The following is a 13013-nucleotide window of genomic DNA, read 5'->3' as shown; positions in this document are numbered from 1 at the left end:
GACGTTCCCTTGGCGTAGTCGTGGGATTCCAGCAGCAGCACGCTGTAGCCGCGCGTGGCCGCCTCCACCGCCGTGCCCAGGCCGGACGCACCGCCGCCGATCACCAGCATGTCCCAGGTCTGTGGCCGGGTGGCCGCTTTAAGAATATCTGCACGTTTCATAGGGGTTCCTTTTGGAGCCGGGGAAGAGCAAGGAGGTTACGGCCTTCAGCGTCGGTTTCGGTGGTGATGAACATTCAGGTCAGGTTGCAAACCAGCCAGGAATCCACCGGGCCGAAGGCTAGGTCGCCGCGCTCGGCCTGCTGGCGTGCGCCCTCCAAATGGTCCAGAATCCACCTGAGCTTGGTCACCGAAAAATAGGCATCCAGAATCAGTCTGGTCTTCTCGTGAAAGAGGCTTTGCTTGTCTGCCTCCCGTAACTGGTCACACAGGCCAGCGGTACGGCGGTCCTGCCAGATGGCCGCGTGATGAATGGACTGCCCGCTGTGGCGGTCCCAGACCACCACCGTCTCGCGCTGATTGGTGATGCCGATGGCAGCCAGGTCCAAGGCCCAAATCCCGGCGTTGCTCAGGGCTTCTCGCATCACGCCGCCCTGGGTACTCCAGATCTCGTTGGTGCCGTGTTCTACCCAGCGGGGGCGCGGGAAAATCTGTCGGAATTCCTTTTGCGCTCGCGCCCGGACCTGGCTGCTGTGGTCAAAGACAATGGTACGGCTGCTGGTCCTCTGGTCAAGCGAGAAAAGAAGCTGGGTCATGGACGGTAGGGGCCTCTCATAATGGTTGAGTCTGAAAGTAATGAGGCCTGAATTTGAGACTGGAGATGAAAAGAAAGATAATGACCCGAAGCGGTCGAGATTCTGTGTTGTGCAGTCTTGAAATTGCCGAAACAGTTGAGCAAAAGTAGGCAAAAGGAATAGTTTTCCCCTTGGACTGAGATTTTCCCCACACGCCGCTTTCTACAAAGAATGGGCTGAACGTCAAATTCAGATGATTTACCGCGCCGCCGGACAATGCGAACGCCAGCGGCGCTGTGGGTCAGGGTCAGTGTTGACATCAAAAGTTTTTGTGTCGGCAAAGAGTGCTGACCCTCCCCTGCCCCCGAAGTCCGCCACAACATGCAGCAGCTCTGGAGCCAGGGCAGGAGCAGGACTCAATTGCAAGTGCTCAATTACTTGACCTTGCCTGCCTTCCAGTTTTTCAGCAGGGTGTCGTAAGCGACGGTTTCGCCCTTTTCCTTTTCATTGGCGAGCTTGGGGTAGGGTGCGCCGGGCTGATCAAACCAGTACTGCGCCGTCTTCTCAGGATTCATGATCGGGGCGCAGCGCTTCATCCCTGCGCGTTCCAGACGGCTCATGATCTTGTCCTGCTCCTTGGCAAGGCCGTCCATGGCCTGCTGCGGCGTGACTTCCCCGGCGGCGGCGGGGGCAATCGCCTGCCACCACAGTTGCGCCATCTTGGGGTAATCGGGGATGTTGGTGCCGGTGGGCGACCAGGCCACGCGGGCGGGCGAGCGGTAGAACTCGATCAGGCCACCGTACTTGCTGGCGTTGTCGGTGAAGTATTTGCTGTTGATGTCGCTCTCGCGGATAAAGGTCAGGCCCACGACGCTCTTCTTGAGGCTGGTGGTCTTTGCCGTCACGAACTGTGCATACAGCCACGCGGCAGCGGTGTGCTTGGCGTCGGTGCTTTTCAGGAAGGTCCACGCACCCACGTCCTGATACCCCAGCTTGGTGCCCTCACGCCAGTACGAGCCGTGCGGGCTGGGGGCCATGCGCCATTTGGGAGTGCCGTCGGCGTTCACCACGGGAAGGCCCTTTTTCACCATATCGGCGGTAAAAGCGGTGTACCAGAAGATCTGCTGGGCGACGTTGCCCTGGGCGGGCACCGGCCCGGATTCGGAAAAGGTCATGCCGCCCGCTTCTGGCGGCGCGTATTTCTTGAGCCACTCCACGTACTTGGTCAGCGCGTACACCGCTGCCGGTCCGTTGGTGTCGCCGCCACGCGTGACACTCGAACCCACGGGATGGCAGTCCTGCACGCGCACTCCCCACTCGTCTACCGGCAAGCCGTTGGGCGTGCCCTTATCGCCGTTGCCCGCCATGCTCAGCCACGCGTCGGTAAAGCGCCAGCCCAGGCTGGGGTCTTTCTTGCCGTAGTCCATGTGACCGTAGACCTTCTTGCCGTCGATGGTCTTCACGTCGTTGGTAAAGAAGTTGGCGATGTCCTCATAGGCGCTCCAGTTGACCGGCACACCCAACTCGTAGCCGTACTTGGCCTTGAATTTGGCCTTGAGGTCTGGACGGGCGAACCAGTCGGCACGGAACCAGTACAGGTTGGCGAACTGCTGATCGGGCAACTGGTACAACTTCTTGTCGGGTCCAGTGGTGAAGCTCAGCCCGATAAAGTCCTTGAGGTCCAGGGTGGGCGAAGTTACGGCCTTGCCTGCGCCGGCGATGTAATCACTCAGCGGCAGCACAAAGTCGTTGCGAAAGTGCGTGCCGATCAGATCCGAGTCGTTAACATAAGCGTCATAGATGGTCTTGCCCGATTGAAACTGCGTTTGCAGCTTCTCGATCACGTCGCCTTCCTGAATGATGTCGTGCTTGACCTTGATGCCCGTGATCTCGGTAAACGCCTTTGCCAGCACTTCGGATTCATATTGGTGGGTGGTCAGCGCCTCGGAAGCCACCGTGATGGTCAGGCCCTTGTACGGCTTGGCCGCCTTGATAAACCACTCCATCTCCTTCATCTGCTGCGCCTTGCTCAGCGTGGACGGCTGGAATTCCTTGTCCACCCACTTCTTGGCGGTGGCGGTGCTGGCGGCGGCGGTCTGGCCCTGGGCCTGCACACCCAGCGTGGTGGCCAACGTGAGGGCCAGCGCACCGCTGACGAGCAGGCTGTTTCGGGCAAAGCCCTGTTGTTTGCGGTTCATATGTCCTCCAAAAAGGGGGTTCTCGAACGTCTTCCGGCTGCCCGGTGGTGGGTCAGTATGGGAAACGGGTGGGGGCGGACCTTCTCCGGCCTGTTGGGGTCTGATCGCAGATGGAAGGGAGGAGCTGCGGACCCACGGATGGATGACGGGTGGACAAAGGAGGTGAAACGGGAAGCGGCGGGTCTAGCCCCAGCGCATGGTCACGCCCAGCCAGATCAGCGAGAGGGTCAGGCCGATCAGTGGGGTGACGTCGGTTACGCCCCACCACGTCAGGTTAATGACCAGCAGGCCCAGCATGGCGATGTAAAAACGGTCGCCCCGGTCGGTGGGAATGGGCAGGAAGCCCTTACGCATCACTGGCGCAGAACGCAGGTCCATGATGGTCAGCACGGCGATGGCGGCGAAGATCAGAATGATGAAGACGGCGGTGGGCCAGGTCCAAGACATCCAGGCCATGTTCAGTTCCTCCTTATATACAGGGCGCGAGACAATGTGGTTGCGGAAGCAGGCAGCGTCACACGCGCCCCAGCGCAAAGCCCTTGGCGATGTAGTTGCGCACGAAGTAGATCACCAGCGCACCTGGCACGATTGTTAGGACTCCGGCGGCGGCCAGCAGGCCCCAGTCCATCCCCGACGCGCTGACGGTGCGGGTCATGACGGCGGCGATGGGTTTGGCGTCCACGCTGGTCAGGGTGCGGGCCAGCAGCAATTCAATCCAACTGAACATGAAACAGAAGAAGGCGGTCACGCCGATCCCGCTGCGGACCAGCGGAATAAAGACCCGGAAAAAGAAGCGCCCAAAGCTATAGCCGTCGATATACGCGGTTTCGTCGATCTCACGCGGCACGCCGCTGATAAAGCCTTCCAGAATCCACACCGCCAGCGGCACATTGAACAGCAGGTGGGCCAGCGCCACGCCGATGTGGGTATCGAACAGCCCCACACTCTGATAGAGCTGGAAGAAGGGCAGCAGGAACACGGCGGGCGGGGCCATGCGGTTGGTCAGCAGCCAGAAGAACAGGTGCTTGTCGCCCTGAAAGCTGTAGCGCGAAAAGGCGTAGGCGGCGGGCAGCGCGATCACCAGTGAGATCACGGTGTTCATGGCGACGTAGGTGAGTGAATTCAGGTAGCCGGTGTACCACGCGGGGTTGGTAAAGATTTCCTGGTAATGCTCAAAGGTAATCGCCTGGGGCCATAGGCTGAAGCCCGACACGATCTCGGCGTTGGTCTTGAGGCTCATGGTGATCATCCAGTAGATCGGCAGCAGCAACAGGATGAAGTAGATGGGGAGCAGCACGCTGCCAGGCCGGAAGGGACGCCGGAGACGAGGCGCGGGAACGCCCAGGACCTGGGGAGGCTGGACCTGCGAGGACTGGCTCATGTTGTCTCCTGCCTGGGGGCCTGGGGATTGGCGTTGCGCTGAATGACGGTGTACAGGATAAAACTGACGATCTGGATGATCAGGAAGTACACCAGACTGAAGGCCGCCGCCGGGCCGAGGTCAAACTGCCCCACCGCCAGCTTGGTCAGGTACACCGACAGGAAGGTGGTGGCGTTGCCGGGGCCGCCGCCAGTCAGCACAAAGGGTTCGGTGTAGATCATGAACGAGTCCATGAAGCGCAGCAGCAGCCCGATCATCAGCACGCCGCCCAGTTTGGGAAGCTGGATGTAGCGGAACACCGCCCAGGCTTTTGCACCGTCAATCTTGGCGGCCTGGTAATAGCCTTCTGGGATGGCCCGCAACCCTGCGTAACACAGCAGCGCCACCAGCGGCGTCCAGTGCCACACGTCCATCAGGATCACGGTCAGCCAAGCGTGCAGCGGGTTGGTGGCGTAGTTGTAATCAATCCCCAGACTCGCCAGGAAATGCCCCCCCAGTCCGATGTCAGCGCGGCCAAAAATCTGCCAGATGGTGCCTACCACGTTAAACGGCACCAGCAGCGGCAGCGCGATCAGCACCAGCGACAGCGACGCCTTCCAGCCGCGTGCCGGAAGCGACAGGGCAATTAGGATGCCCAGCGGAATCTCGATGGCGAGAACGATCATCGTGAACAGCAACTGGCGTATAAAAGCGCCGTGCAGGTCCGGGTCGCGCAGCACTTCCTGAAACCACTCCAGGCCCACGAAGACCTTGCGGTTGGGTCCCAGGATGTCCTGCACCGAGTAGTTGATGACGGTCATCAGCGGAATAATCGCGCTAAAGGCCACCGACAGCACCACGGGCAACACCAGGAACCAGGCTTTGTTGTTGCGGGTCTTTAGCACGGCATTCTCCGTAAGTGTCCACTCCAGAAGGAGTCAGGGCGCAGCGAATGGAGGCGGCTCACGGCGCTCACCGGACGATCCGCGAGTTGGCGTACAGCTTGGTCTGCTCCGGCGGAAAGCTCAGGTAGCCGGGGCCGGTCAAAATGGCGGCGTCCTCGGCCAGCTTGGCCTTGACGGTGTGCTGGCCCATCACGGCGGTGGCAATCTTGTAGTTGCCCAGGTCTTCCACCCGCGTGATGTGGGCCTGCACCGCGCCGGGCTGCGGGCTGTTGCTGCACCCGAGGAATTCCGGGCGGATGCCCAATGTCAGGCTGCCGCGTCCGCGTGCACGTTCCAGGTGGTCCGGGTCGATGGGCAGCTCGTAGGTCTGGCCGTCCACCTGCACGCCCTGACCGCCGGGGGCCACCGCGCAGGGCAGCAGGTTCATGCCTGGACTGCCGATGAAATAGCCCACGAACACATGTTCGGGTTCCTCGAACAGCGCCTGTGGCGTTCCGGCTTGCACCACCTCACCGCCTTCCATCAGGACCACCTGATCGGCGAAGGTCAGGGCTTCCACCTGATCGTGCGTGACATAGATCAGGCTCAGCTTCAGCTCGTAGTGAATCTGCTTGAGCTTGGAGCGCAGTTGCCATTTCAGGTGCGGATCGATCACGGTCAGCGGCTCGTCGAACAGAATGGCGGCCACGTCCTTGCGCACCAGCCCACGGCCCAGCGAGATCTTTTGCTTCATGTCGGCGGACAGGCCGCTGGCGCGGTTTCTCAGATCCCCGGTCAGTTCCAGCAACTCCGCCACCTGTGCCACCCGCGTTCGGACTTCGGGTTCCGGCACCCGGCGGTTGCGCAGTGGAAAGGCCAGGTTGTCATGCACGGTCATGGTGTCGTAAATCACCGGGAACTGAAAGACCTGGGCGATGTTGCGGGCCTCGGTGGGCAGGTTGGTTACGTCCTGTCCGTCAAATAGCACGCGCCCGTGCGAGGGCCGCACCAGCCCGGAAATGATGTTCAGCAGCGTGGACTTGCCGCAGCCGGACGGTCCCAGCAGCGCGTAGGCCCCGCCGTCCTGCCAGGTCATGGTCATGGGCCGCAGCGCGTAATCCTCGGGCTTCTGGGGGTCCGGCATGTAAGCGTGGGCCAGATCGTCGAGTTCGATACGGGCCATTACGCGCTCCTCTCGGTGGGCGTCGGGGCAATGGGCGCTTCCAGGCGGCTGGGTGCGGGCGGGCGCGGCGGTGCGGCGGCCAGTCGTCCGCCAGAGGCGAAGGCGAACATGCGGTCTGGATTGACGTGCAACGTGACCTCCTCGCCCGGTTTGATCGAATGGATGCCGGGCAGTTGCACGACCATGTGTGCGCCCGGCGCGGTGCTGGGGCCGTTGCCAGGGCTAATCAGGCGGGTATGCAGGTAGGTTTCAGATCCTGACAGCTCGGCCACATTGACCCGCGCGGCCAGGGTGACGTCGTTCGGTCCTTCGGGGCGCAGTCCAGCGTGGTTGGCCCGCACGCCCAACTGGTGGGGACCGCTCAGGCCCGACATGTGCGGAGGCAGCGGGAAGCCCAGTCCTCCGGTCAAAAGTGCGCGGCCCTCACCGAGCTGGGCTTCAAGCAGATTGATCGGCGGATCGCTGAACACCTGCCCCACCCGCACGGTGACAGGCCGGTGGTAGACCTCCAGCGTGGGGCCGGACTGGAGCAGACGGCCCTCGCTCAGCACCGCCACTTGTCCGCCCAGACTCAGGCCCTCAAACGGTTCGGTGGTGCTGTAAACCACCACGGCGTCGCGCCGGGCAAAGATTTCTTTCATCTCGGCCCGCAACTCCTCGCGCAGCTTGTAATCCAGGTTGACCAGCGGCTCATCGAACAACAGCAGCCCAGCCTCCTTGATTAGGGCGCGGGCGATGGCGACGCGTTGCTGTTGGCCGCCCGACAGCTCGGCGGGCAACCGCTTCAGCATGGGTTCGAGATGCATCAGTTTTGCCACGCCCTGCACCCGCTCATTCAATTCGTTTCCCTTCAACCCGGCAATCCGTAGCGGTGAGGCGATGTTCTCGAAGACGCTGAAACTGGGATAGTTGACGAACTGTTGATACACAAAGGCCACGGCGCGTTTTTGCACGCTCACGTCGGTCACGTCCTGCCCGTCTACCAGCACGCGCCCAGTGGTGGGCTTGTCCAGCCCCGCCATGATCCGCATCAGCGAGGTCTTGCCCGCCAGCGTCGGCCCCAGCAGCACGTTCAGACCGGGGTTGAGGGTCAGCGTCATGGGGTACAGATGGGTGTCGCCGCCCACCACCTTGGTCACGTTGTCCAGGGTCAGGGTCATGAGAAATACGCCGGGGGGGAGGCAGAACCTCTGGCAACTGCATTCAGGGTCATAAACCTCCTTGGAGTCGTCTGAGCGAAGAACATGTGGGCGCTTGCTGTCGCCGAAGCTGGTATTGGCGGCGTTGTCAGGAACGGGCTGAACCAGGAAGAGTCGCCGAGAAAAGAAAAAGGCGAACAGCGGCTGACAGGCGGCGAATGCTATCAACACGCAAGGTCAGTTGAGGAGGAGCTGAGAATTGGGTCTGTGAACGAACGATACGATGGATTGAACAAATGTACAAGGCTTGTCTAGCGGCTCCAGGGATGCCTGACCTGTAGACACTTGGGCTTGCAGCTCTGTCGGACGGCTGCAACGCAGTCCTGGGCCGCAGGGCGACGTATGCTAGCCGTCCATGTCTCGTGATTCCGCCACCGCCGCTGCCACTTCCAATGCTGCCAGTCAGAACGTTCAGGCCGTGCAGGTGGCCCGGCTGTATTACGTCCAGGGCCTGACCACCGACGCGATTGCCAGTGAGCTGGGTCTGTCACGGCCCAAGGTCTCGCGGCTGCTGTCTCACGCGCGGCGCAGCGGCTTGGTGGAAATCCGTATCCATGACCCGGAAGGCCAGGCCCAGACGCTTGAGGCACAGTTGCACGCGCGTTACCCCTTTTTGAGAGCGCAGGTGGTCAGCGTGCCGCAGGCCAGCGCCGAGGAGCTCTGGCTGGAGCGCGTGGCCGCCGCCGCCGCGCTGGGCGAACTGCTCCGTCCCGGCATGACGGTGGGCCTGGCCTGGGGCAATACGATGAGCGCGGTTGGTCAGGCGCTGACCCCCCGCCCAGTGCCTGATCTCACGTTCGTGCAGCTCAACGGCTCGGCCAACGCCGCCGACTTCATGAGCGGCTTTGTGACCGACACGATTCTGCGTTTTGCGCGCAACTTCACGGCAGGCGCGCAGTTGTTCCCGGTACCCACCTTCTTCGACGATTCGTCCACCAAGGCGGCCATGTGGCGCGAACGCAGCGTGCGGCATGTGCTGGAATTACAGGAGCGGGCCGAGCTACTGATCTACTCGGTGGGCAGCCACACCGCGTCCACGCCCAGCTACGTCTACAGCGCCGGATACCTGGACACCCATGATCTGGACAGCCTGAGTGCACAGGAGGCGGTTGGAGATATCGCCACGGTGTTCTACCGCGCCGACGGCACCGACGCGGGCCTGTCTCTAAACGCCCGCGCCAGTGGCCCGCCTCTGGCCATGATCCGGCAGGCCGCCGATTCGCTGTGCGTGGTCAGCGGGCTGGGGAAGGTTGCCGCCCTGCACGCCGCCCTGGCTGGAGGGTTGATGCGTCGCCTGATCGTGGACGAGGTCACGGCGCGCGCGGTACTGGAGCTGGGATGTAGGGCTAAAAATTGAGTCAACAGGTTTACTTGGAGGGCACCAAAAAGTGGGGGCAACAGCCTGCCACAGTGATTCTGCAATATAGTGGGCGTGTCGTATTCGACTCCTCCCGTAACGCCTCCCTGGATCACGTTGCGCTTGGCCCCAGAATTTGGTGCCCTCCAAGGGCTGCGCCCACAAACCTGGCGAAAACTGGGATGAGCTGAGAGCTGATTGCAACCATCAGAACGCGACGTCGCTCAAAGAAGACACCTTCGTGCAGTGGTGGATTACCCAGCAAAGAACCATTGTTGACCCCCACCCATTCTTAGGACTGGACACGGCGGAGCAAAAAGTTGAAGCCGTACTGACCCGATGAAGTGGGGCGGACATCACGACGGCGAAAGCCACCACCAGACTTAAATGTTTGACCAGATTGTGCGGCTCTTGATGGGTCAACAATACGGGGAGTGGATGGTGAACTACTGCTAGGGCGACACTCCTGAGACTGCTTGCGATTGGGGCGAGGGCATCGGTGCATACACCCCAAGCCAAGTACCAAGGCAGAGATCAAGGCAGTCCAAATGAACACCTTCGCTCTGGAGAGTGGAACAAAAAAAATCAGTACCAGAGGAGCTTGACTGATGACGCCCACCATGCCCACACACTCCATGCTGACCGATGTGCTGAAAGGGTTTGCGGGCTACCTCAAGCGGGAAGAGGGCCTGAGTCCAGGGACCATCCGGCAATACGGGGCCGACTGCTCACGACTGGCCAACTGGCTTGCCGAATACCGCCCCCAGATCACGAGCTGGAATGACGTGCAGACCCGTGATCTGCGTGCTTACGTCGATCAGCAGGAGCCGGAGCCAGCTCGAAACCGCCGCCTGCTCGCCAGTTGGCGCAAGCTGTGGGGGTATCTCAGCGACGTGGAGGGCCTGACCATGCATCCCGGTCCCACTGGAATCAAGCGGGTCAAGCTGCCCAGCCGTCAGCCCCAGTACCTGACCCCCGGTGAGGTCTCACGCCTGCTGAATGCGGTGGACGGCGCGAGCCCAGAGCAGACGAAACGGAACAAGGCCGTCGTCGCTTTCCTCTACGGGACCGGCTGCCGAATCGCGGAAGCCCTGAGTCTGAAAGTGGAGAACGTGGAGTTCGAGTTTGAGGGGACGCCTCACAAAATACGGGTCATCGGCAAGGGGAACAAGGAGCGCACCATCTTCCTCTCCCCCACTGCCCAGCGGGTGTTGAAGGCGTGGCTGGGATTCCGTCAGCTTTATATCGCCGACAGCCCCACCGTGTTCTGTCATCTCCGGGGCCAGAAGCAAGGGCAGGCGGTCACGGCCCGCAGCATCGAGCGGGTGGTCAAGGCCGCAGGCGAGCGGGCAGGATTGGCCCCTGAGAAATGCACGCCGCACAAACTTAGACACTCGCACGCCACGGCGCTGGTCAAGGCAGGCCGCAGGTTGGAGGAGGTGCAGGAAATTCTGGGGCATGAGAGCATCGCCACCACCCGCATTTATGCCCACCTGGAGCCAGAACGGTTGGCGGCGGCAGCGGCCAGTTTGCCGGATATTATTTAGTGTTTTCATGAAATAGTGTTTCCGTGAAATATTTATTTCGTTAATTCGTGCTTTCACTAAGCCAGGGGTCACATGCTATTCTCAAACCCAGGGAGGCCACGATGACCGCGTTCGCCCAGCCTGTGACCATTGATCCTACCGAGCGCCAGCGGCGCAAAAAAGCCATTGATGCGGCCCGCGCCAGCGTGCATCTGGAGGGGTTTGTTCTGGACGCTGAGGTGGAGGGCATCTACGCCCAGTTCATTGACGGCCAGATCGATATGCCAGAAGTGATCTTGAAGGTCAAGTGGCACACCGGACTCAGTGGCCGAAGTTCCAAACGGTGAAGGGGCGGCCACTTCTGCCCGCATCGCTGAGCTGAAGCTTGAGCCTGTAAAGGGCAATGACGATGCTGCTCATCTGCATGAGATTCACCGCCGATTCACGGCCACAGATCCAGCAAAGATTTAGCGGCAACTTGATTACTGATACTCAATACTGTCGCTTCTGTTCAGGTTTTCACGAAAACACCTTTTCTTTTTTTAGTGAAAAAGTGGTACAATATTTCAGGAATTTAAAAACTGTTGTCGCCGCTACGTTCGGGATCAGCAGGCCAGAGATCCCTTGTTCGCCCAGCAGAATGCAGTGTTGCCCAGGGCGACTGATCAGGAGGAAAAGCCGATGACCGACGCCATGAATGCCCCCGTGCAAAATCCCCACATCATGTTCCGCAGTGATCCATTGCCCGAAGCCATGCGGGTCAAGTTGATGTTGCTCGATTATGCCCCTCACGTCACTGACCTCCTGATGCAAGGCCTCCCCATCACCTACGGGGACCAGGGCCAGCAGGTTGTGGAGTATCCCAGTGGGCGGCGCATCGCCGTGAAGCGCCGAAAGGTGTACGACACGGACGGCGAGTTTGAACGGTATGAGTTCGACATTCTGGGAGAGTTGACTCCGGCGGCGCGGTAAGCGGTGCCTACGCTGACGGTGATTGCTGGAGAGAATGGGGCCGGGAAAAGTACACTGGTCAAGGCCCGCAAACTGCGGACCATCGACCCCGATCAACTGACCGAGGCGCGGGGGCAGGGCTTCAACAACGCCGCAAACGTAGGAGGGGCCAGGGCCGCACTTCAGGCCCAGGAGGAGGCGCTGGCCCAGGGTCAGAGTTTTGGCGTGGAGACCACGCTCTCGGCAAGGCAGCCTCTCACGCTGATGGACCGGGCCAGAGCGCAGGGGTACGACGTGCATCTGGCTTTTATCATCCCTCACCCTGGCGAGGACACCCGGCTCAGGATCGACAACCGAGTGTTGCAGGGCGGACACAACATCTCGGACCGGGATCTGGAGCGCCGCCTTCCCCGCGTGCTGGAAAACTTGCCTGAAGCCATAAAGCGGGCGGACGTTGCGGCCCTGTACGTCTCCGCTGAAAAGAGCAGCGACTTCGTGATGGTAGGAGCCATGCACGCGGGACAGCTCACCGTGACGCCGCAGTTGCCACACCACATCAGAGCCGCCCTTGAAAGTAAATTCCCGCAGATGCAGACCGCTGAGAGCATCGGGCGTTCACACGCCGTCACGCGGCAATTCAGCCCGCATGTCCAGCGTGACCTGGAATCCTAACCATCTTCATGAAATCACTTTTCCATGAATTCGCGTTTTCTTTTTTTAGTGAAAGCACTAGAATGAGGCATGGAAATTTTCAGTGTCGCCAACATGAAAGGCGGTGTGGGCAAGACCACCACGGCCATTCAGATCGCTCAGGGACTCGGCAGGAAGGGGAAGACGCTGCTGCTTGACGCCGATCAGGAATTGCAGTGCGCGGTGGCCTGGCGCAGCAGCGATAACCCAGCGTGGTCCTTTGACGTGGCCCGTTACGGCGAGGACGCTGCCAAACGGATGAAAGGCTATGAGTACGTGGTGATTGATAGCAAGGGCAACGAGCAGGGACACGATCTGGTCAGCCTGGCCCGTGCCAGCAACCTGCTGATCGTCCCGACCCGCCCTGAAGGGGTCTCGGCCACTGGACTGGCCAACACCCTCAGTCCACTGGTGGACGCTGGGATTCAGAACTTCCGGGTTTTGGTCGTGGTCAATGAAGGAGGCCGGGGCGAGGAGCTGCGCGAACATCTCGCCGAGAGCGGCATTCCCGTCTTCACCAGCATGGTCAGGAAATCGACGGCGGTGGGCGACGCCGCCGAGCAGCGCATCCCCCTGGAGGCGTACACCCAGAACCGGTATGCCCGGACCGTGGCGCTGGAATACCAGTCGGTCATGCGGGAGGCGCTGTCGTATGTCCGTTAAGAAGAGCCGCTTTGAACAGTTGCAGGTGCTGAAGCCCTCGCCTGAACTGACAGCCCCTCCAAAGGTTGGCAGGCCAGAAGTTGAAAACGTGCTGGAAAGTCTGTCCACCCAGATGCACCGGGATCTCAAAATTGCGCTCAAGCAGGCGAGCGCCAGGGAACAGCGCAAGCAGTACCAGCTTCTCGAAGAGGCGGTGACGGACTACCTGCGCCGGAGCCATAGTGATCTCCTGAAATAGTGTTTTCGTGAAAGCACGAAAAGGTGAAAGC

At 60.9% G+C, this 13013-nt stretch carries 15 protein-coding genes; 7 read left to right on the top strand and 8 right to left on the bottom strand.

The features are described 5' to 3' along the window. The 8 genes from Q319_RS26315 to Q319_RS0114675 all read right to left on the bottom strand — a co-directional run. A partial coding sequence (locus tag Q319_RS26315; RefSeq protein ID WP_156039365.1) for an FAD-dependent oxidoreductase occupies positions 1-161 on the bottom strand: 161 nt, incomplete at its 3' end. A 74-nt stretch (positions 162-235) separates the two neighbouring features. After that, a complete protein-coding gene (locus tag Q319_RS0114705; protein ID WP_029483237.1) occupies positions 236-754 on the bottom strand; it encodes an FGGY family carbohydrate kinase in 519 nt (172 codons plus the stop codon). Between the two features lie 413 nt (positions 755-1167). Next, a complete protein-coding gene (locus tag Q319_RS0114700) occupies positions 1168-2931 on the bottom strand; it encodes an ABC transporter substrate-binding protein (protein ID WP_029483236.1) in 1764 nt (587 codons plus the stop codon). A 183-nt stretch (positions 2932-3114) separates the two neighbouring features. Then, positions 3115-3387, bottom strand: coding sequence for a DUF2160 domain-containing protein (locus Q319_RS0114695; protein ID WP_029483235.1), 273 nt, complete (start codon positions 3385-3387; stop codon positions 3115-3117). 58 nt (positions 3388-3445) lie between these two features. Beyond that, positions 3446-4312, bottom strand: a complete 867-nt coding sequence (locus Q319_RS0114690; protein WP_081846068.1) for a carbohydrate ABC transporter permease — start codon at positions 4310-4312, stop codon at positions 3446-3448. Continuing rightward, positions 4309-5196, bottom strand: coding sequence for a carbohydrate ABC transporter permease (locus tag Q319_RS0114685; protein WP_029483233.1), 888 nt, complete (start codon positions 5194-5196; stop codon positions 4309-4311). Before Q319_RS0114685 ends, Q319_RS0114690 begins: the two co-directional genes overlap by 4 nt. A gap of 67 nt (positions 5197-5263) precedes the next feature. Then, positions 5264-6358 (bottom strand): ABC transporter ATP-binding protein, encoded by a 1095-nt coding sequence (locus Q319_RS0114680; protein ID WP_029483232.1) that lies wholly within the window; start codon positions 6356-6358, stop codon positions 5264-5266. Further along, the gene (locus Q319_RS0114675; RefSeq protein WP_051655414.1) at positions 6358-7518 is read right to left on the bottom strand and encodes an ABC transporter ATP-binding protein; all 1161 of its coding nucleotides are present in this window, start codon (positions 7516-7518) and stop codon (positions 6358-6360) included. Before Q319_RS0114675 ends, Q319_RS0114680 begins: the two co-directional genes overlap by 1 nt. Positions 7519-7912: 394 nt before the next feature. On the opposite strand from Q319_RS0114675, the gene Q319_RS0114670 reads away from it, so the two are divergent. The 7 genes from Q319_RS0114670 to Q319_RS0114640 all read left to right on the top strand — a co-directional run bounded on the left by Q319_RS0114670 (position 7913) and on the right by Q319_RS0114640 (position 12982). Further along, on the top strand, positions 7913-8914 hold the full coding sequence (locus Q319_RS0114670) for a sugar-binding transcriptional regulator (protein WP_051655413.1): 1002 nt from the start codon (positions 7913-7915) through the stop codon (positions 8912-8914). A 608-nt stretch (positions 8915-9522) separates the two neighbouring features. Further along, entirely contained in the window at positions 9523-10461 is a 939-nt protein-coding gene (locus Q319_RS0114665; RefSeq protein WP_029483229.1) for a tyrosine-type recombinase/integrase, read from the top strand. 101 nt (positions 10462-10562) lie between these two features. Then, positions 10563-10787, top strand: a complete 225-nt coding sequence (locus tag Q319_RS0114660) for an antitoxin VbhA family protein (RefSeq protein WP_029483228.1) — start codon at positions 10563-10565, stop codon at positions 10785-10787. A gap of 334 nt (positions 10788-11121) precedes the next feature. After that, positions 11122-11412, top strand: coding sequence for a hypothetical protein (locus Q319_RS0114655; RefSeq protein WP_156039364.1), 291 nt, complete (start codon positions 11122-11124; stop codon positions 11410-11412). 3 nt (positions 11413-11415) lie between these two features. Continuing rightward, the gene (locus tag Q319_RS0114650) at positions 11416-12063 is read left to right on the top strand and encodes an ATPase (protein WP_029483226.1); all 648 of its coding nucleotides are present in this window, start codon (positions 11416-11418) and stop codon (positions 12061-12063) included. Positions 12064-12132: 69 nt separating this feature from the next. Next, positions 12133-12744, top strand: a complete 612-nt coding sequence (locus tag Q319_RS0114645) for a ParA family protein (protein WP_029483225.1) — start codon at positions 12133-12135, stop codon at positions 12742-12744. Beyond that, entirely contained in the window at positions 12734-12982 is a 249-nt protein-coding gene (locus tag Q319_RS0114640; protein WP_029483224.1) for a hypothetical protein, read from the top strand. Before Q319_RS0114645 ends, Q319_RS0114640 begins: the two co-directional genes overlap by 11 nt. Positions 12983-13013 lie beyond the last annotated feature (31 nt).

This window comes from Deinococcus marmoris DSM 12784 (assembly GCF_000701405.1).
Taxonomy (GTDB): domain Bacteria; phylum Deinococcota; class Deinococci; order Deinococcales; family Deinococcaceae; genus Deinococcus; species Deinococcus marmoris.
The sequence above is the reverse complement of the archived record's forward strand: the minus strand, read 5'-3'. Positions and strand labels throughout refer to the sequence as shown.